The organism is Nostoc sp. (genome assembly GCF_036916975.1).
Taxonomy (GTDB): Bacteria; Cyanobacteriota; Cyanobacteriia; order Cyanobacteriales; family Nostocaceae; genus Nostoc.
The window spans coordinates 57,173-78,262 of record NZ_JBALFF010000036.1; the positions used below are offsets into that span (position 1 = coordinate 57,173).

The following is a 21,090-nucleotide window of genomic DNA, read 5'->3' on the forward strand; positions in this document are numbered from 1 at the left end:
TCCCTAATATTCCCTTAAAAATGTGATTAATCCCTTTATCGGAACAGTATTGAGGTAAATGTAACAATTAGCAAGCTAATCCAGAAAAGTTATGAGTTACGAGTTACGAGTTAAAACTCCTCACTCTTAACTCATAACTCTTAACTCTTAACTGTTAACTCATAACTGGTTAAAATCTTTCGCCAATACCGAAATTAATTTGGCTACCACCGTTATCGTTGATACCGTAATCAATCCGAATTGGCCCCAGTGGAGACTGGACGCGAATGCCAAGACCATAACCATAGCCAGTGCCGTTTTTATTCAACAATTCAGCGGCTTGAGTACTAGTTCCCAGGTCACTACCGGCATCAAAAAATAGTGCGCCACTAACTACTGAAAAAACTGGGAACCGATACTCAACTGATGCTTGCACATAACTGCGCCCGCTACCTAAGTCTCCTTCTCCATAACCCCGAACGGAGTTGCTACCCCCAAGGGTAAAAGCTTCGTAGGGAGGCAAGTCACCGAGAATTGTTCCTGCTTGGAAGTTAAATGCTAGAGTTTGTGAGCCTTTTTTAGAGAAGCTAATCAACTTGATGGGTAAATATTGGCTGTAGCTCCCCCGTAATCTGGTGAGGAGAATGTTGCCTAGTCCTATAGGGGCTGACTGATCAACACCGAGGCGCAGATAAGAACCTTTGGTGGGTTGCAAAGGGTTATTACGGAGATCGTGCTGTACGCCGAGTTGCAATAGCAACAAATCGTCTTGACCTCCCGGAGACTCGGTTAATTGAGTGGTGGTTGGTTGTGCGACAATATTTCCATTCTGGTTAATAGGATTTCCATTACTGTCAAATAGCCCTCCTGTTTTTACAACATTGCCATTGGCATCACGGGCAGAAACTCGTTGATACTGGAAACCTGCTGAGGCTGACCATGCGGAAGTTTTGTAGGGATTAGAGGACAGGGGACGGCTAAAAGTGACACCACCACCTAAACGGAGAATGCGGGGGCTGGCCTGAGAATTTGTATCAGTGGGATTATTTGGGTCAAATGTATTAATATTCCGATCTTTGCCCTGAAAAATCAACGAAATAGAACTGCGGCGAAAAATATCGGTTGTGTAGGAAGTTCGGTAGGGATCTCCCGCAATCCAGGGGTCTGTGAAGCGCAGGTCAAACAGCACTAAATTCTGCTGTCCCACCTGTATCTCTGCTCCCAGTTTTTGGTTTCTACCGTTCAGGTTTTGCTGTTGATAGCTAAGGGTGCCAAAAAGTCCGCTAGCAGAACTAACCCCTGCACCAGCCGCAATGGAACCACTGCTGCGTTCAGCTACATTGACTACTACATCCACCTTGCTGGGGTCAGTACCAGGGTCAAGGGAGACATTCACATCTTCAAACAATCCTAGCCCATACACGCGCTGTAGGTCTTTTTGTACTGTGTTGCGATTGAATACTTGTCCTCGCTTCAACTCCAATTCTCGTGTAATGATGTAATCCTGTGTCCGTCCCCGAATTGGTTGTCCTTTCTCGTCTGTCTCCTGACCTTCTTTATTGCGGAACCGGACTCTAATATTCTCTACTACACCTTCTGCTACTTGCAAGGTAACAACTCCGTTCTCAGAGACTTTGGGCGCTCCAATTACGTTAGCTAGTACGTAACCTTGGTCTTGATAGCGCTTGTTTAACCGCTTGATGCCTTCTTGCAAGTCACGCAAGTTAAGGATTTTGCCATACTGTTCCCGAAATACTTCATCTACAGTATTCGTTGGGAGTACAGAAGCAACACCAGTGCCAGGATTGGCTTGCACTTCGACTTTGGTTAAGACGGGGTTAGGCTGTACAACAAAGCTCACCCGCACTCCCAAGGGGGTATCTTCTGGCGCTGCTTGCACGTTGGAGAAGAAGCCAGTACCAAAGATGGCGTTAATATCTTCTTGCAGTTGGCTGCGGGTTGTGGTTCGTCCTGGTTGGGTACGAATTACTTTGTAAACTTGGTCTTCTAGCCCTGGTGGTAGTTGCCCAGTTTGCGCTCTAACTACTACTTCCGATACCAGTACGCGGGGGTCATTGGCTTCTGGGGCTGTGTTGGGTTGAGTATTTCCCGGAGTTGTCGGCGGGTTAACATTCTGCGGACTAGGAGTCGCAGCTGGGCTGGGAGCAGGTGTTCTTTGTTGACCATTTGGGAATGGAATATCTGGAGTGGTAGATGGTTCTGGAGTTGTGGGTAATAAAGGTTGTGTTGTCGGTGGGTTGACATTTTCTGGGACTGGAGTAATCTCAGGAGTTGGGGAAGGCGTTGGTTGTTGAGGCTGTGTTGTCGGTGGGTTGACATTTTCTGGGACTGGAGTAGTCTCAGGAGTTGGGGAAGGCGTTGGTTGTTGAATTTCTGGCGGTGGAATGTCTGGAGCGGGAAACGGCTGTTGAGTAGAGTTAGGATCTAGTTGAGGGGTTTGTGCAGTTTTTGGTGTTGTGGAGGTTGGCACGATTACTTTTGGGGTTGCTTCGGCGTAGCCCCCCGCAGGCATCGCTCCTGGATTGGCAGGGTAAAGTCCGACAATGTGGGATTTTTTCGCCTCCATAACCCCTGTGGGATTAGGTCGAGATTCTAGACTTTTACTATCAACCTGACCAGTATCTTTTTCTGGCCACTGATTTGTTTCTAGTGTCAAAACTTCTGTTGTCTGTTTTGAACTGTTGGCGGTTTCTGCATTTGCACTCAATGAACCGCCCAAAGGGGCTGCAATTGCTACTGCTGCCAGCAACATGGGAGATAAACGCATTTTACTTATAATTCCTCTTCACGACCACACACACACACAAATAGTCATTAGTCATTAGCCCTTGATGAATAACAAAGGACAACTGACAAAGGACAATCCACACGAGTTTAATCGATTTTTACTCACTTAATTATTACTCTCTACTGCTTTTAGCACTCTTTGTAAAACCTCCTGGTAGGCATCCTCTACATTTCCTAAGTCCCGGCGAAAGCGGTCTTTGTCCATTACCCGGCGGTTTGAGTCCTGTTCTGCAATATCCCATAAACGGCAGGTGTCGGGGCTAATTTCGTCTGCCAAGAGCAACTGCTGCTGTGAGTCCAAACCAAACTCTAGTTTGAAGTCTACTAGGGTAATGCCGCATCGTTGCCAAAAGTTTTTGAGAAATTCATTGATTTGCAATGCTAGATGTGTAATTGCATCTACTTGTTCCGCAGTCGCTAGTTCTAGCAAGTACAGGCGATCGCGTGTCAACAAAGGATCTCCTAACTGATCGTTTTTGTAATAAAACTCAACCATTGGCTCTTTTAGAATTGTACCCACCGGTAAGCCTGTTTGCTGACACAAACTGCCAGCAGCAATATTTCTGATAACTATTTCTAGGGGTAAAATCTTTACTGCCTTTACCCGCATCTGATTCGGGGTAGGGCTGTCGATAAAGTGAGTTTTTATACCATTTGCCTCCAATTGTTTAAAAAGCTGGCTGGAAATGCTACAATTAATTTTTCCCTTCTCTTGGATACTGCCACGCTTTTGGGCGTTAAACGCCGTGGCGTCGTCTTTAAAATCCGCCAACAAGACTTCCGGATCGTCCGTGGTGTAGAGAATTTTGGCTTTGCCTTCGTATAACTTGGAATTAACAGACATGGTGGCAGGTAAAGTTCTAGGCGATGGACAAAAGTTGTCCTTTGAGGCTTCACCATTTTATCTTTAGTTATTAACTATTAGCCATTGGCAATTATTTACAAGGGTGCGGGGACACGGTTATTGGGCAGAGGTCTATGGCAGGAACCCCTAACGCAAGAAGAGGGCAGACGGACACAGAGGAAATTCCCGCTCTGCTCTAGTACACCTTTGTGTATTTTTGGTCACAGCCCAGCAGAAAGTTGCTAAAGATTTATAACTCAATCTCTAACTTTTAACAGACGACAATTAGCTTTAAAATATAGTAAGGTTGTTTAAGTAGTGTTTTCAATAAAATAGTATATATTTTTACATTAATGATAATTGCTAGATAAAACGAGTATTTTTTTGCAAATTGTCACTCAGGGTTTCAACTGAAGTTAATTACAGTCAGAAATTTATAAATTAAGATGAGATAAATTAACAACTGGGAGGGAAGTCAAATATTCTCTTTAGTCACTTTAGCAGAAACTTTTTTTTTAACTTTTACTGTAAAAGTATTTCAAGCTTTATTTTTTAGTCTCAAAATCTAAATCAACCAATTCCCTCTTATTGCATCATTAATAATTGGAAAAGAAGTTTGATGCTTCGAGTTCCCGCACTCTGAGGACAATAAAGATCGGGGTAGCTAATGATTCAGCTTTAGAGATTCAAACACAAGGGGAGTTGAATAAATTGGAGAACAAAATAGTGAACAAGGATGATTTTCTTTACCCTCGCGGCCGCTACTACGGTCAGGTAAAGCCAGAAAACTTGGTTTTTAATGCAAATCTACAAGAATTTGCCCAACGAGTAAGCTACATTTGCAACTTAGAGACAGGTGGAAAACTGCCTCCAGGTCAAGCTTACGAACAAATCAAGGATCTATGGAAACAGTTGAAACGCTCAAAAAAAGAGCTAAGAATTGGCGAAGATCCGTTTCAGGATGAGCAGGGGGATGAGGGAGCAGGGAAAGAATAACAAATGACAAATGACAAATGACTATTTAGTAACCATTGTCCAGATACCATCCCAGGATTCTGGGGGCGGGGCTTGTTGGTAACTACGCGCACGTTCTAGGTGGATATCAACAGCTTGGTCTTGGGGTTGGATACATTTGGCGGCTTCAAAATAGGCGATCGCTTGGGAGAAGTTGCGCGATAAATAAGCCGAGCGTCCGGTATGATAGTGAGATAAAAATTCTTGAGTGCTGGCATCTAAGGGAGTGGTGCGATCGCCTATTAACTCGTAGATATTAACTGCTTGGTGTTTCCCTTTGACTCGAATTTTATCTAACTGACGGACCCAAATGCGATCGCTGCAAAGTTGATAAGTAAATTCGCTTAAGATTATATCACAACCATAATCCTTAGTTACCGCTTCCAAACGCGAACTTAAATTTACGCCATCTCCAATTACGGTGTAATCCATGCGTTTGCGAGAACCAATATTACCCGAAACCACATCCCCAGAACTAATCCCAATGCCAATATGAATTTGTGGCTGCGCCTGGATAATTCGCCGATGGTTAAATTCCTTTAACCGGTGTCGCATATCTAATGCTGACTGCACAGCCCTCCAAGCATGATTTTCTGTAAGTGGTAGCGGCGCACCAAATACCGCCATTAAGGCATCACCAATAAATTTATCGAGAGTGCCTTCGTGGTTAAAAACCGCCTCTACCATCGTTTCAAAATACTGATTGAGCAGCAATACCACTTCAGCTGCACCAAGATTTTCTGTAAGTGTGGTGTAACCTCGGATATCAGAAAACAAAATGGTTACTTCCTTACGGTCACCCACCATTAAAGCATCTTCCCCCAGAGCCATAACTTGCTCGGCTACATGGGGCGTTAGGTAGCGGGACATGGTAGTTTTCATCCGTTTTTCCTGGCTGATGTCTTCTAACACCACCAAGCCACCCCGGACACCGCCTTCGGGGTTAGTTAGGGGATTAACAGTGAGATTTGTGCTGCGTTCTAATTTTTGCACCTGATTAGCGGTGAAAAACTCAGATTGGGAAGTGAGGGGTAGATTCCAGGGAATGAAAATATCGGGGTTAGTGCGATCGGGGACTGCTAAAATTGAATCCTGAGTCCCGAATTTTGATTCTTGAGTCTCACTTTTAACTCCTAACTCCTCACTAGTAACTTGAGAAATTCCCACTATCAAACTTTGCTCTGGTACATAATGTTTAGCTCCAGTTTTTAAACTATCTTCTAACCGCATTTGGAGGTTTTCAATCGGTACAACTTCCCAAACTAGGCGACCAATCAAATTTTGTTCCCACAAAAGCTTGTTATTTTTACTATTAGCATCTTTTATAGGACAGCCCAGCAACACCAGCGCCGCATCATTAATCGTCACAATGCGTCCTGCCATATCTGTAGAAATTACCGCATCTGATAGACTTTGTAAAATATCTTTTTGATACTGTTTTTCTAACAGCACATTTTCAAACAGCCGAGCATTTTCTAAGGCAACTCCTGCCTGAATATTAAAAGCTCGCATAAACTCTTCATCAGAAGCGGTAAAACTGCTTTGTTGTTTATTAATTAATTGTGTAACGCCAATTAATTCATTTGCCGAATTAAATACTGGCATACACAGAATATTGCGAGTTACATACCCAGTTTTTCTATCTGTAGTCGGGTCAAATCGGGGGTCTTTATAAGCATCAGAAATATTTAAGGTTTCACCAGTGGAAGCCACATAGCCAGCAATGCCACGGTTAGCAGGAATGCGGATTTCTATCAAGTTTGTGCCATCTGCTGCCGCAGCAACTTTCGTCCAGAGTTCGTTCATCTCTTTACGATATAAAAACAGTGTACTGCGGTCTGCTTGCATTAAAATTCGAGCTTGCTCCATGACTATTTGCAAAGTTGCTTCTAAATCCAAACTTTGCCCCAGTGTCTGAGTTGCGCGTAACAAAGCAGTTGCGCCTCTTTGATTCCGAGCGGCTACATAAAAAGATTGGCAGCTTTCTAGAATAATACCAATAGAAGCGGCGAAGTCTCGAAACCGTTCTTCATCATCAGAATTAAAAGGAACATTCCCGGTTTTATTAGCCAGTTGCACTACTGCTACAGTTTGGTTTTTGCTACTGATAACAGGCATACATAAAATATTATGCATTTTGTAGCCCATTTGTTTTTCAAGTTCTGGGCTAAATAAGGGATGACTATAAGTTTCAGATATATTTAAATATTCACCTGTACTGGCAACATGACCGGGGATACCCACTTTAATGGGAGTCCGAATTTCTAAGAATTTTTGGGAATTATCTTGAGGAACTTTTGACCACAATTGACCTTTGTCATAGTCAACTAAAAAAATAGCAGTGTGTTCTGCTTGCAAAATTTGACCAATTTTGAGTGTGATAGCTTCTAAAACCTTCTCCAACATAGTTTCTAGAGCTTCATTATTGATTAGTTCAATAGCTCTAAGAAATTGCTGAAACTCAGCAGTTATGAAGTCGAGTAAACAAACAAATTCATTAACAGATAAGTCTTTAACACGACGCAATAGGGCGTGAGTACGATTAACTTGAGTCAATTCAGTTAATGTAGCCAAGACGCTACCAGAATTGGGGAGTGTCACGTCGCTTTGCTCCGAATTCAAAATTCAAAATTAATAATCCCCATACATAAATTTAGGGGCAAGTCAGCACAATTCGCAATTCGCAATTCGCAATTAATGCCCACGGATAAATCCGGTAGCTCTGAACCAAGCAAAGTTTAAAATTTATCTATCCATAAATGAATTTAGTTGCTCTGTACCATCAAGGAATAATTGGTCAACGGACGCCGTATTTCTTTCTACGAGACGCCAAAGGCGAACGCGCAGTGCATCACTACATCCATTTTTTTTCTTCTCCATAAATAAATTTACTTGCTCTGTATCATGAGTCTGTTTCGGTCATAGGAATTTTAGATTTTAGATTTTAAATTTTAGATTTTGGGCATGGGGCATGGGTCAATAATAGTTCTTTTTGCCCTGCTCTCCCTGCCTCCCCTGCCCCCCCACTCCCTATTCTCTACTTTCTACTACTTGAAGTTTGCCAATTTTTCAGAAAATATCACCTTTTGATAGTAATCTTGTAGCTGTTTAGTGGCAGATGGCCAACCCCAACGTTCTGCTTCCTGGCGAGCATTTTGACGGATGATGTCTCGTTGTTGTTTTTGTTCTAGGAGGCGAACAGTAGCAGCTAATGCTCCTTGAACATCTGCTGTTGGCTCAAAAAGATATCCATTTACTCCATCTGTAACAATATCGGGAATCCCCCCAGAACGGGCTGCTACTACCGGACAACCAGCTGCCATTGCTTCTAGTAGTACTAAACCTAGTGTTTCTGTACGGGAAGGAAAGATAAAGGCATCAGCACTAGCAAAAGCAGAACCTAATTCTTGCCCCATGAGATAGCCAACAAAATAGGTGTTTGTGCCAGCAAAGTGTTTTTGCAATGCTTCACGGTGGGGGCCATCCCCAACCAATGCTAACCGCGCTTCGGGGATTGCTTCTAAAATTGGTTTGATGCGCTCAATTTCTTTTTCAGCAGAAAGCCGCCCCACGTAAAGTAGTAATGGACTTTCTGGATGATTTTTTGATAGGCGCGATCGCATCTCTAGACTAGCTAAATCTGGGTGAAATAATTCCGTATCCACCCCACGCTGCCATAAATCTACACGTTCAATACCATGTGCTGTCAGTTCCTCCACCATTGCTGTTGAGGTACACAGATTTAAAGCAGCTTGATTATGAGCGCCTTTTAGCAGTTCCCAAAGAAAACCTTCCAGCATCCCCAAGCCGTAATGTTGGAGATATTGGGGTAAATGCGTGTGATAAGACGCTACTAAGGGAATTTTGAGAATTTTGCTATAAAATATCCCAGATAAACCTAAAACGGCTGGATTCACAACATGGATAACATCTGGCTTGAACTCTTCTAAGGCGTACCCAATGGCTGGGCGAGGAAGTGCCATTTTCAATTCTGGATACAATGGCAGAGGAAAGCCAGTAACGCCGTAAACTTTAGCGCCTTTGTGTTCTGTGATGCCTCCATCAGGGGCAATCACCAGCACTTGATTACCACTGCGCTGTAGATGGTCAACGGTATGGCGCAGGCGCGTTACAATGCCGTCAACCTTGGGTAAAAAGGTTTCGGTAAATAGGGCAATTCTCATAAAAAACTATTCAGTCCAGGCAGATAATCTCAGCTTTGCTTGCGTTTCAGTATCAAACACAGAATAGACTCTCTCCTGTGGTGTAATCAACTCTGCACAGTCAGATTTAATGTTTTGGCGCTGTTTTTGTACAAAGTCCGAGATATTTTCAATGTTCACAATCCAATCTTTGGCGTAAGCAGCTAGTACTTCACCACGTAACCCTAACTGAATAGCGCGTCTTTCTAATTTTGTCCCAGTTGGGTGATGGTCCGGGTCCCATTGTAGGCGGACTTGTGATTGCTTGAGTGCTTTTTGCCATGCACTTTTATCGGGATAAAGTTCTGGTACGTAGCTAGAATCAACAGCCGCCGCTAAAATTTCTTCAATTGCCGAACGCTTAATCCAAATAGCTAACACTACCTCTTGACCATTTTGTGTACCCCATCCAGAACGATACATCATCCAAAGGAAGTTAGGTTTTATCCAACTCATCCGGGCAAAACTGAACTCACCACCAAAATAACCGTAGGTGGCGGCGAAGTTACCGATGGCTGGACGATATGCCTGGTAAACAACAATTGAATGGTCGTCATATTGTGCTAAAATATGACGACCATTTTCAGGCCAATTACTGACTTGAGTTAAATAAGGTTCTGTTATCAGGCGCACGCAAAGTTTACCCTAATTTCTGTGCCAAGAGACTTTGGGCAGAATTTGTTTGTGATCGACTCGTTCCTGATACTTAATGGCAAAGTTTAACAGAGAATCGAGTAAAGAATCAGAAAGCAAATGAGGCTCTAAACCTAAATCGAGCAATTTAGTGTTTTTAGCGTTGAAGTAATGTTCTTCTTTCTCGACTCTGGGATTATCTAGATGATTGATTTCTACATTCAATCCCATAGCGTTACCAGCTTTTTTCACCATCAATGCCAAGTCGCCGACGCTGAATTGTTCGGTAAATTGGTTAAATACGCGGAATTCACCAGCTTCGGCAGGGTTAGCGATCGCTAATTCTACACATCTGACTGTATCCCGAATATCTAAAAATCCGCGAGTTTGTCCACCTTTACCGTAGACGGTTAAGGGGTGTGCGATCGCTGCTTGAATACAAAAGCGGTTCAGTGCAGTACCAAACACACCATCGTAATCCAGCCGATTAATCAATAGTTCGTCCATCCCCGTTTCTTCGGTTAAGACACCATAAACTACACCCTGATTTAAATCCGTTGCCCGCAATCCCCAAATTCGGCAAGCAAAGTGGATGTTATGACTATCATGGACTTTGCTTAAATGGTACATCGAACCGGGCTGCTTGGGATAAGGTAGGGTATCCTTGCGTCCATTGTGTTCAATGGTGATATACCCTTCTTCGATGTCAATGTTGGGTGTACCGTATTCACCCATCGTCCCCAGCTTCACCAAATGACAGTCGGGGAAATCTTCCCGCATGGCGTACAGCAAGTTCAACGTCCCAACTACATTATTAACCTGGGTAACAACTGCGTGTTCACGGTCAATCATGGAAAATGGGGCTGAACGCTGTTCGCCAAAATGCACTAGGGCATTTGGCTGAAATTGCTGTAATGTTTTATGGAGAAATTCGTAATTAGTAATATCGCCGATGAACAAATCGATAGATTTACCCGTCAAATCTTGCCAGCGCTGGAGACGTTGTTGAATTAGTGCGATCGGAGTGAGAGTTTCAACACCAAGTTCATTATCCCAGTGCCGCCGCACCAAACTATCTAAAATTCCAACTTCATAACCTCGATTGGAAAGGTAAAGAGCAGTTGCCCAACCGCAATATCCATCACCACCAATAACCAGGACTTTCATCTTCACCAGTTTTTACTCGCTGATAGCTAAATCTATCAGGTTTCTGTCCCCTCTCAATCATCATTCTGGGAGAGATGTGGATTTTGGGAGCAGAGAACAGGGGGAAATGGTGGAAAATAAAGAGAATTCTCCAAACTCCTAACTCCAAACTCCTAACTCCAAACTCCTAACTCCAAACTCCTAACTCCTAACTCCTAACTCCTAACTCCTAACTCAGGGCTTCAAAATCCGATACCGCTGGGCAATGTAATAAAAGAAACGATAGTAATTTTGAAAATCTTGGCTTTTGCTTCGTCCCTGCAAACAGTATTTCACTTGACTCTGAGTTAGTGTCAGTGTCACCTTTCCTACCTGTTGAGAAACTTCTACAACCAGCACCCCAGATACTCCTTGGGCTGTCTGAAAGTTGGATTTTATCTTTTTCACCGACTCTCGATTATTCGGTAGCTGCTGACTTGCCCACCCCCGAATTTCCACGGAGTTATCCTGTGGTGAAATAAACGCAATTCCATCATCATTTTCTGGGGCTGCTAAAGAAGTCCAGTTACTCGGATATGGAAATTCAAAGCCATAACGGGAGTTGCTATAAGTTTTCCAGGCGATCGCTTTGGCGTTAAAATCATTTGCAGTACAACCCCACAAAATTATTAATAGGGCAATGACTCCGCTAAGGGTGGCGGCAAACCGATACATTCTTCGCCCCAAACTACAGGTTTTATTAGCAGTAGCCATTTACATTACACATTTTGCCAAAGTCACTGATTTTATAGAAGTACCAGAAACTCAGATCAATACCTTCGCCAATTTACTAGCTATTGCCCAATCCGTAAACTGCACCAAAAGAGCGCTGATTAAAAATTCAATAATATTCAGGATATTTACCATTCTCTTTTTAGCTGTCAGTAGAGAAACTTATAAAGAGTGCTTTATCACACAAATTATGCACAGTGTATCTCAGACAGCCGAGCTAACTTTGGAGCTTTTTCACTTCCAAACCAACACATCCTTACAATTTCCAGCAAATCTTTCTGTAATTTGCATCGGTAAGCCAAATGAGCAAAAACCACCAGATATTGATATTTCTGGTTTACCAGATTCCGATGTGGCATCTCGCATCCACGCGCAAATTTGGATAAATGGCGATGAATACCATATCACCGATTTGGGCAGTTCTAATGGTACATACATTAATGGTGCGAAACTTCAACCTCAAGTTTTTTTTCCACTGCATCCAGGAGATAGAATTTCCCTTGGGCAGGGAGACAAAATAACTTTCATGTTTAGGGTGCAGCAGCAGTCTGCATCTACCACAAAAAATCCTCCGCCAAACTTTGCGCCCACAAATACACCGCCTACCATCGGTAAAGAAGAGGAACAAGTAATCCTTGCCAGTAAGCTTATTGGCTTAGGGCTAATCCTAGCAGGCGTTACATTTTTAAGTACAAGTATTTATGTGAGCATCTACTTACGCAGCACACCTGGAATTTTGCTGTGTCTCGGAGGTGTAGTAGCTCTAAATTGGGGTGGGCGCAATAATCGGATACTGGGATGGGTGTTGATTGGCATCGGAATTGCTCTATTCCTTGCCAGTGGTGTGGTAATCGGCTCTGTGTCCCTTTTCTCTATGCTGGTGTCATTCGCTGGCATCTCTTGTGGATATCAGTTGTTTACAACCGGAAAGGTGTTCAACTTTAATCCGCTTACGCTCCAAATAGTTAAAAAATCAGCCAACTCAGGCAATCATTAAATTAGCGATCGCTAATTTCCATTAAGGTTTCAGGTTTTGACTGCCTAAGTCCTGATTAATTCTCAGAGGTTTGTAAATCTGCTATTTATCACTCAATGAACAGCATCTCAACCTCAAATGTAAACAAATGTAACAATATTGGCATCAAAACGTTTTACTGTCTTGACAACCAATAGAAGAACCGATAAGTTAATATACATACCCGGGTAAGACCGTTAAAGAGTTATATGCAAACGCAAACTAAGCAAAAGGTCACTTTGTATTTATCGCCAGAGTTGCACAGAAAATTGAAGATTCGTTCAGCAGTCGATTCAGAACCAATGTCAGAACTTGCGGAACGGGCGCTAGTTTTTTACCTGTCTAATTCAGAATTGGTTGACGAGTTAGAAGATTCTTCTTATGGGCGGACTCATAGAGTTTATTCATGCCCAGCTTGTGATAGCTCACTAGTATTACGTGATGGGGAACTGGTTGCTTTAGGCAATCAACCAGGAGTAGTTGGTCAACCACATCTTTCCATAATGGATGAAGATGAAACCCATCCCAAAGGTGAGGAAGAGTTAGTTCCTTGCTAGATAAATAGGAATCATGAATAAATAATTCATAATTCGGTTGTCTTTACCAGAAGCAATGTCTCTACTGTCTCTATAAGGTCTCAAGTAGGTCGAAGTATGAAAGAAGAGCTCAATATCCTAATTCAAGCTCAATACCCTTTAATCTACCTTGTGACCTCCGAGGAAGAGCGGGCCGAGCAAGCAGTTTCCACCATCGCCCAGTTGTTAAAGCCCCAACGTCGAGTATTTGTTTGGACAGTAACACACGGCATTGTGGAGTATGGTCAACCCCGGAATGTCACCCAACATAATACGGTGTCTCCAGAGGCGGCGATTGAGTGGATAATTCGGCAGAAAGAACCTAGTATATTTATTCTTAAAGATTTACACCCTTTTATTGATGCGCCTGCAACAAATAGATCGTTACGTGATGCGATCGCTAGCTTTAAAGGTACGCAAAAGAACATCATTTTGATGTCACCGATGCAGCAAGTACCTATAGAGTTAGAAAAAGAAGTTGTTGTTATCGACTTTACACTGCCAGATATGGCAGAGTTGAATAAAGTACTAACTCAGCACGTAGACCAAAATCGTGGTCGGCGGTTGACAACAGAAGCCAGAGAAAAGCTTCTGAGAGCAGCTTTAGGTTTAACTAAAGATGAAGCTGAGAAAGTCTACCGAAAGGCACAGGTAACAACAGGGCGTTTGACGGAAGATGAAGTAGATATCGTTTTATCTGAGAAAAAGCAACTAATTCGGCGCAATGGAATCTTAGAATACATTGAAGAAGATGAAACCATTGATGCAGTAGGTGGCTTAGAAGAGTTAAAAAGATGGCTCAAGCAACGTTCTAACGCTTTTACAGAAAGAGCGAGAGAATATGGTTTGCCTCAACCAAAAGGGATGTTAATTCTCGGAGTTCCCGGTTGTGGTAAGTCGTTAATAGCTAAAACTACTTCCCGACTGTGGGGTTTACCACTGTTGCGGTTGGATATGGGGCGAGTCTACGACGGCTCAATGGTGGGACGAAGTGAGGCAAATCTGCGAAACGCCCTGAAAACAGCAGAATCTATTTCCCCAGCGATATTGTTTATCGATGAATTGGATAAATCCTTTGCTGGTAGTGGAGGTTCCTCTGATTCTGATGGGGGGACATCAAGTAGAATATTCGGCTCTTTCCTCACATGGATGCAAGATAAGAAATCACCAGTTTTCGTGATGGCAACTGCCAACCGAGTAGAACGCTTACCTGGAGAGTTCTTGAGGAAAGGACGCTTTGATGAAATTTTCTTTGTCGATCTGCCAACACCGGAAGAACGGCAACACATTTTTAATATTCATCTGACCAAGCGCCGTGAAGACATATCACGATTCGATCTTGAGCAATTAGCCAAGATGTCTGACGGCTTTTCTGGGGCAGAAGTTGAGCAAGCGATCGTTGCGGCAATGTATGAAGCTTTTGCCCAAGATCGGGAGTTCACCCAACTAGATATTATTGCTGCACTGAAGGCAACATTGCCGCTGTCTCGAACGATGCAAGAACAAGTAACGGCTCTGAGAGATTGGGCCAGACAGCGCGCACGCCCAGCAGCATCCTCCGTAGCTGAATATCAGCGAATGGAGTTTTAAAAGCTTTCCTCTGCCATCCCAGGGGGAAAGGCTAGCTCCCAATGCTAGCAGTTATAAGAAAAAGCCGCATCCTGCTAACGCGGCTTCGCCCGAAACAAACCGTTGTCGTTTTTCTCAATCTTCTCATTGGAGGAAACCCAAATGTCTCACTTTAGCACCCTGCGTACCAAGATCACCGATGCCGAAATCCTCAAAGCTTCTTTGCGCGACCTCGGTATCAGCGTAAAGACTGAAGCTGATGTCCGTGGTTATAACGGTCAGCGCGTCCGTTCTGACATCGTAGCTATGTTAGATGGCGAATATGACCTCGGCTGGTCTCGCAATAGCGATGGTTCTTTTGACCTAATCGCTGACTTGTGGGGAGTTGCTAAAAAGCACAACCAAACCGAGTTGATCAACTCAATCAACCAAAAGTATGCTGTTAACAAAACTTTGGCAGAAGTAAAACAACGCGGTCTGCAAAACGCCAATGTGAAGTTGGTATTGCAATAACAATTTCTCTGCGCGTTCCCAAAGCTGCACGGGTTAACCATATAAATAGCGGTTAGCCCGCTTTTTTATCGGGACTGAGATGTATTTCTCAGTCCCGATTTTTGATAAGTCTAGTCAATACTAATTTAAAATTAGTAATTTTATTTTATCGTACTAACATTGATGTATTCAGCATGACAACCAAGCTTATTTTTAATTAATTTAAGAAGTTCTGCTTTATATTGAAGCAACCATTCAGGATTGTTACTAGGGTACAAATATATATTGTAAGTGTAAGTATATACCTCCCAATCAATTTTGGAAACTGCTTTGCAATGGTAAAAGAAGTTAACTACTCTTGTTAGAGCTTTTATAGCCTTTTCACCTTCTGATGTAAATGATAAATCAAGATTTTTTGGAATACTCAATTTTGTTGTATTACACCGAAAATCAATTTCATTCTGGACTTTACATCTATTGCAAGTAACACACAGAGTTTGTGAGTTTTCTATAGATGTTTCACCCCCCATAGAAACCGGTTTAATATGATCGATTTCTAATTTACCTTTGGTATTGACTCCACAACATAGGCAAGCATACTTGTCTCGTTTTTTAACTTCTTCTTTTTGTACTTCGTTTAGTTCTCTATCATCTTTGGGATTCACAAGTGAGATAGTAATCACAGATGAAATAGGGTCTATAACATTTTTTTTACGATAAAAAATGTTTCTACTAGCAGCATCAACTGCTGTTTCAAATCGCATCAATGTTTTGTAAAAAGTTTTCCATAATGTTCGAGAATCTAAAAATTTTTCATTTAAATATTCATGTTTTTCATAACCTGTAAGTTGGATTGCTTGTTCTGCAATTTTATCTAAGTCATAAAGTTCTCTTTCTTCAAATGAATGATACGGGGGTGCATATTTATCTGGGTTTTGAGCGATGTGCCGTACAATCTTAATTAAATCAGACTGAAGCTTTTGTCCAATATCATCAGCTTTGCTGTCAAAATATTCATCTATCCATTGTTCAACTTGAGGCTGCATCCATTTATCATCAAGATATTGTTTAGACCATTCATCTAGTAAGTTTGCAGAAAGAATGAATTTAATAAAAGCATCAATTTTGTCTTTTGTATGTTCATATACCATGATAAATTCAGTAAATGCTTCCATTGATTCATGTTTATTGTCAGTGTCAGCATATACAATTTCAGTTTTATACCATCCAATAGGACATATTTTTTTGTATTCTATTTGATAATCTCCACCACTCTCAATTGACTTCGATAATTCTTCAACTAGACGAATTGATATATATTCCAGTGGAGAATATCCCCTTGTATAAGGCTCATCAGGCTCAATTATTTCCCTCGGTTCTGGTTCTAGTTTTATAAAATCAATTATACGTTGCCATTCATCGAAGAATAAAACAATATTTGCCTCACTGCTACCTCCTACTTTTTCACCCCTTAATGCTCTACCAATCATTTGAGTCATTAAGATAGAGCTTGTTGTTTGACGAGTAATAAATACGGTCTGAACATTAGGAACATCAACACCCTCTGTTAGCATTCGTACATTGATTAAAACATCAAGTTTACCATCTCTAAATTCCTCCATAATCCTTTGATTATCACTTTGAGTACGTTTATTTCTCGCCTCGGCAGAACCTGGATTAGCATCTATATGTGAATAAATCGCATCTACTCTAATGCCCTTTTCAAGAAGCTTTTCTTTTATATAGACGCATTGAAACCAACGGTCGGCAAAAATAATAGTTTTGCCATAAGTCTTTTTATTTGATACATAAGTATCTACTATGAAATTGTTTCTACCATTATCCTTTGCAAGAATCTCAATAATTTTTTCTGGAAGGTCTTGATGTTGCTTAACTAATTTATCATATACTTCGTCATCAACTTCCACTTTTATATGAGTTGAGACTTCAATGTACTTGGGTTTCGCCAAAACTTTTTGTAATATTAAAATATCTTTTTTAGCCTCATAAATAATTCCATGCTCAAAAATTTTCAAAAGCCAACCCCTTCTAGCCTTATCATTATGAGTTGGTGTAGCTGTTAGACCTAACAGATTTAATCCTGGGAGTAAACCTCGAAGTCCTAAAGCAGAATCTTTTTCACCAATTAATAAGTTTTTACAACCATAAGCTGGTGAATGATGAGCTTCATCAACTACTACAAAAAGCCCTGTTTTGTTGCAACTATCAATAAATTTTCTGAAAGCTGTCTCAAACTTTTTACCATATATGTCTGTTCCATCAGGATGTAAATTACTAATAGCTGTTTGTATTGTGATAATGACAATATCATCAGTCAGTTGTATGGATGATGCTTCAGCATGAGAAGGACTGCTAGAAACGCACCGAATATTTAACGTTTTTTTCGGCTCTGGAATATCTCTGGCACTTTTCTCAAAGGTAGCGAATGCTTGTTCCAACAGGTAAAATGAAGGAGCTAACCAAAGAATCTTAATATTTTTAGGGATTACATGGTCAGATAACCATCTGGTAGCTGTAAATGTCTTGCCAGCACCTGTAGGAAGTACTAAAATTCCACTACCCGGTTTTTCACTGCCAAATTTAAATGTTTTACTTAGGGCTTCAAATGCCTCAATTTGATGCTGGAAGGGTATTTTAGAGTGGTGGTTAGTAGATTGATCTCTTAATTGCTCAAGATTGATAGATTTGTAATTGATGGGTTCGTGCATTATAGTATTTTCCTAGTGATGTAGAGACTATTTGACCACTAGGTTAGTTTGCCCATAATGTATGCTTCAACTCTCATCTTTTGAAATTTTTCTCTACCAAACTTGACTTAAATCTAAAATCAACCCAGATAACAACGTTTCACCGCTCAGTGTGTTAAATTACATTCTTCATTTATGACCCTGAAATAGATAATTACTAATTGCAAGTGAGAATAGAGAGAAGTATTTATAAGAGCTATGAGTACCCAAATCATCATTACCCTGCCAGACGATATTTACCAACGTGCAGAACGCTTTGCACGATTGGCAAATCGTGATGTCGCCAGCATTTTAGTAGATACCATTCAACTTTCAATTCCGCCTATCAGTGACGAGATTACCGACCTTGAGCCTGTCTCTGTCCTTTCTGATGAACAAGTCCTGGTGCTGACCGAACTGCAAATGGAACCAGAACAGGATGCCCGGTTAAGCGAACTGCTCGATCGCCAACAATCAGATACTCTTAATGAAGGCGATCGCTCAGAGTTACAAATCCTGATGCAAGTGTATCAAGAAGGACTTTTAAGAAAAGCCACTGCGTTAAGCGAAGCTGTCAAACGTGGGTTGATTGAACCCTTAAGCTAGTGAGCCAGATTCCTGAAAAAGTCCGGTAGCTTACTCCCTACCAAACCTGACTTAAATCCAAAATAAACCCAGGTAGCAACGGTTCACCAGAAAGTGTCTTAGGGTTATCTAATACCTCAACCGCAATATTAGGACGATAAATAAAAACTCGGCGTTGTTTTCTATCAATTAACCAACCAAGTTGCGTGCCATTATCAATATACTCTTGCATCTTGTCTTGCAAAATTTGCAAGCGATCGCTCTCAGAACGCAATTCAATCACAAACTCAGGACAAATCGGCGCAAACTTTTTTCGCAGTTCTGGTGGTATGGCTTCCCAGCGATCGCGTTTTATCCACGCTGCATCGGGAGAACGCACCGCACCATTAGGCAAAGTAAACCCACCACTGGAAGCAAAGCCTACACCTGTACCATCTTGCTTTGTCCATACCCACAACTGCCCAACTAAGTTAAAGTTGCGTTCATCAGTTTCGGAACCAGTAGGGGGCATAATCACTAATTCTCCAAAAGCATTACGTTCAATGCGAAAATCACCGTTTAGCTGACAAAGCTCGTAAAACTGATCGTCGGTTAGTGCGATCGCGGGTTGTAATTGCAAGACTATTGGTATAATTTCTGTAGCTACAGCTAAGTTGGTATTCATAATTCATATTTTGGGGCTTCACCTATCTTTAAGATATATCTTGGCAAAAGTTTAGGGGTAGTTTCGTAACCACCCCTTGATTCCCCTGATATTTAGAATTTACATGCAGTCCCCTTAATGGGAAGTTAATTTACTCAGAAATATTAATCGAACTTTCAACTTGAGAATTAGCCAATGTTGGTGCAGAGAAAATCCGCGAGTATAAACTTGATGGTTGTTGATGAGCAACGACTGGTAGAACTTGACGAGCATGGGTGGCTAATTCTACTGCCTTCACATCATAAGTCTGCGTTGCCAATTTGGGATAGAAACCGATACCGATGATTGGCAGCAACAAACAAGCGGTAATAAATATTTCGCGGGGTTTGACATCAGATATTACAGCATCCAAGTGTAACTCTTCATTTTGCTCACCGTAGAACACTTGACGCAGCATCGACAGTAAATAAATCGGTGTCAAAATCACGCCAACTGCTGACAGCAACACAACTACAACCTTGAAGCTAGAACTGTAAACATCACTGGTGGCGATACCGAGAAACACCATCAACTCACCGACAAAACCACTCATTCCGGGTAAAGCGAGAGAAGCCATTGAACCAATAGTAAATAGAGCAAAGGTTTTAGGCATTACCTTCGCCATACCGCCCATTTTATCCATCATTAAGGTGTGGGTGCGATCGTAAGTCACGCCGGATAAAAAGAACAAGCTAGCAGCAATCAAGCCGTGAGAAACCATCTGTAGCACTGCACCGCTAATACCCAGTTCTGTGTAAGAAGCAATCCCAATCAGCACAAAGCCCATGTGGGCAATTGAAGAGTAAGCCAAGCGGCGTTTGAGATTGGTTTGAGCAAAGGCACAGCAAGCACCGTAGACAATGTTTACTACACCTAAAATTGCTAACACTGGGGCAAAAGTTACATGGGCATTAGGCAACATTTCCACATTAAAGCGGATGAGAGCATAACCACCCATTTTTAACAACACACCAGCCAAAATCATTGAACCGGGTGCTGATGCTTCACCGTGAGCATCTGGTAGCCAAGTGTGAAAAGGGAAAATTGGTAACTTCACCCCGAAGGCAATTAAGAAACCTGCATAAACCAACAATTCCAACGTTTTGGGGTATTCTTTCATTCCCAGAGTCGCCATGTCGAAGGTGACGGTATCTCCAGAAAACACAAGTGCAAAACCGGCAATCAAGATAAATATTGATGCGGCGGCGGTGTAAATAATGAACTTGGTAGCTGCATAACGGCGGTTTTGTCCTCCCCAAATGGAAATCAGCAGGTAAACCGGCACTAACTCGATTTCCCACATCAGGAAGAACAGCAGCAAATCTTGAGCAACAAATACGCCAAGCTGGGCGCTGTACATCGCTAACATCAAACCATAAAATAATCGCGGCTTGGTGGTAACTTTCCAAGCCGCGAATATTGCGAGGGTATTTATTAAGCCTGTTAGAAGCAGCAAGGGCATCGATAAACCATCAACCCCCACAGCCCAATGCAAACCTAACTCCGGTACCCAAGGATAGTTTTCTACAAGTTGCAATCTTGAACTTTGAAAGTCGTACTTATACCAAAAGGCATAAATTATCAGTGCAAAGTCGGCAAAAGCAACTCCCAGACCATACCACCGCACAGTTCTACCTTCTTTGTCTGGGATTAGGGGAATGGCTAAGGCAGCCACCAAGGGTAAGAGGATTATGGCTGTTAGCCAGGGAAATTCAATAGTATTCATCACTTCTGACAATTAATTTGCCTTCTCGCTTTTAATTGCATTATATTAAGGAGTCCATATTTTTGTAAACATTCTTGAAGTCTAAAAGATTAAATTTTTGAGATAGACAGCAATATATAGCGGTTCCCGCTTGAGTAAAATACAGTATGGGATAATAGAGTGTATTAACCTCTAAGTACCTGTGGAATAAAAGCTTACTCCTGCAATCTGTGCCAAAAAGCAATCAATGCACATAACAATAAAGAAAGCTCTCAACTTTGATGACTTGGCGAGAGCTTTCTTGCTGAGTTAAATCTGCAATT

At 41.8% G+C, this 21,090-nt stretch carries 16 protein-coding genes; 6 read left to right on the forward strand and 10 right to left on the reverse strand.

Going from position 1 to position 21,090, the window contains the following annotated elements:
* Window positions 1-169 precede the first annotated feature (169 nt).
* Both V7K73_RS07560 and purC read right to left on the reverse strand, forming a co-directional pair.
* The gene (locus V7K73_RS07560; RefSeq protein ID WP_334878614.1) at window positions 170-2,767 is read right to left on the reverse strand and encodes a BamA/TamA family outer membrane protein; all 2,598 of its coding nucleotides are present in this window, start codon (window positions 2,765-2,767) and stop codon (window positions 170-172) included.
* Between the two features lie 126 nt (window positions 2,768-2,893).
* A complete protein-coding gene (gene purC / locus V7K73_RS07565) occupies window positions 2,894-3,631 on the reverse strand; it encodes a phosphoribosylaminoimidazolesuccinocarboxamide synthase (RefSeq protein WP_334878616.1) in 738 nt (245 codons plus the stop codon).
* Window positions 3,632-4,342: 711 nt separating this feature from the next.
* Between purC and V7K73_RS07570 the strand changes: the two genes are divergently transcribed.
* Window positions 4,343-4,627: a DUF7219 family protein gene (locus V7K73_RS07570; protein WP_334878617.1), complete on the forward strand. Its 285-nt coding sequence runs from the start codon at window positions 4,343-4,345 to the stop codon at window positions 4,625-4,627.
* 21 nt (window positions 4,628-4,648) lie between these two features.
* Here the strand turns inward: V7K73_RS07570 and V7K73_RS07575 are convergent, their stop codons facing one another.
* The 5 genes from V7K73_RS07575 to V7K73_RS07595 all read right to left on the reverse strand — a co-directional run bounded on the left by V7K73_RS07575 (window position 4,649) and on the right by V7K73_RS07595 (window position 11,379).
* Window positions 4,649-7,246, reverse strand: coding sequence for a GAF domain-containing protein (locus V7K73_RS07575; RefSeq protein WP_334878619.1), 2,598 nt, complete (start codon window positions 7,244-7,246; stop codon window positions 4,649-4,651).
* A 446-nt stretch (window positions 7,247-7,692) separates the two neighbouring features.
* The gene (locus V7K73_RS07580; RefSeq protein ID WP_334878621.1) at window positions 7,693-8,829 is read right to left on the reverse strand and encodes a glycosyltransferase family 4 protein; all 1,137 of its coding nucleotides are present in this window, start codon (window positions 8,827-8,829) and stop codon (window positions 7,693-7,695) included.
* Between the two features lie 6 nt (window positions 8,830-8,835).
* On the reverse strand, window positions 8,836-9,480 hold the full coding sequence (locus tag V7K73_RS07585; protein ID WP_334878623.1) for a DUF4291 domain-containing protein: 645 nt from the start codon (window positions 9,478-9,480) through the stop codon (window positions 8,836-8,838).
* A gap of 12 nt (window positions 9,481-9,492) precedes the next feature.
* Window positions 9,493-10,647: an NAD-dependent epimerase/dehydratase family protein gene (locus tag V7K73_RS07590; RefSeq protein ID WP_334878625.1), complete on the reverse strand. Its 1,155-nt coding sequence runs from the start codon at window positions 10,645-10,647 to the stop codon at window positions 9,493-9,495.
* Between the two features lie 213 nt (window positions 10,648-10,860).
* On the reverse strand, window positions 10,861-11,379 hold the full coding sequence (locus V7K73_RS07595; protein ID WP_334878627.1) for a hypothetical protein: 519 nt from the start codon (window positions 11,377-11,379) through the stop codon (window positions 10,861-10,863).
* Between the two features lie 208 nt (window positions 11,380-11,587).
* Between V7K73_RS07595 and V7K73_RS07600 the strand changes: the two genes are divergently transcribed.
* The 4 genes from V7K73_RS07600 to V7K73_RS07615 all read left to right on the forward strand — a co-directional run bounded on the left by V7K73_RS07600 (window position 11,588) and on the right by V7K73_RS07615 (window position 15,069).
* Entirely contained in the window at window positions 11,588-12,394 is an 807-nt protein-coding gene (locus tag V7K73_RS07600; RefSeq protein WP_334878629.1) for an FHA domain-containing protein, read from the forward strand.
* A gap of 227 nt (window positions 12,395-12,621) precedes the next feature.
* A complete protein-coding gene (locus tag V7K73_RS07605) occupies window positions 12,622-12,969 on the forward strand; it encodes a hypothetical protein (protein WP_334878631.1) in 348 nt (115 codons plus the stop codon).
* A 96-nt stretch (window positions 12,970-13,065) separates the two neighbouring features.
* Window positions 13,066-14,577, forward strand: a complete 1,512-nt coding sequence (gene ycf46, locus V7K73_RS07610; RefSeq protein WP_012407316.1) for a stress-responsive protein Ycf46 — start codon at window positions 13,066-13,068, stop codon at window positions 14,575-14,577.
* 141 nt (window positions 14,578-14,718) lie between these two features.
* The gene (locus V7K73_RS07615) at window positions 14,719-15,069 is read left to right on the forward strand and encodes a DUF1257 domain-containing protein (protein WP_012407317.1); all 351 of its coding nucleotides are present in this window, start codon (window positions 14,719-14,721) and stop codon (window positions 15,067-15,069) included.
* Between the two features lie 140 nt (window positions 15,070-15,209).
* Here the strand turns inward: V7K73_RS07615 and V7K73_RS07620 are convergent, their stop codons facing one another.
* A complete protein-coding gene (locus tag V7K73_RS07620; RefSeq protein WP_334878633.1) occupies window positions 15,210-17,777 on the reverse strand; it encodes a DEAD/DEAH box helicase family protein in 2,568 nt (855 codons plus the stop codon).
* 237 nt (window positions 17,778-18,014) lie between these two features.
* On the opposite strand from V7K73_RS07620, the gene V7K73_RS07625 reads away from it, so the two are divergent.
* Window positions 18,015-18,401, forward strand: coding sequence for a hypothetical protein (locus V7K73_RS07625; protein WP_334878635.1), 387 nt, complete (start codon window positions 18,015-18,017; stop codon window positions 18,399-18,401).
* A gap of 37 nt (window positions 18,402-18,438) precedes the next feature.
* Here V7K73_RS07625 and V7K73_RS07630 read toward each other — a convergent pair whose 3' ends face one another.
* A complete protein-coding gene (locus tag V7K73_RS07630) occupies window positions 18,439-19,044 on the reverse strand; it encodes a Uma2 family endonuclease (RefSeq protein ID WP_334878637.1) in 606 nt (201 codons plus the stop codon).
* A 130-nt stretch (window positions 19,045-19,174) separates the two neighbouring features.
* The gene (locus V7K73_RS07635) at window positions 19,175-20,788 is read right to left on the reverse strand and encodes an NAD(P)H-quinone oxidoreductase subunit 4 (RefSeq protein ID WP_334878638.1); all 1,614 of its coding nucleotides are present in this window, start codon (window positions 20,786-20,788) and stop codon (window positions 19,175-19,177) included.
* Window positions 20,789-21,090: the final 302 nt, after the last annotated feature.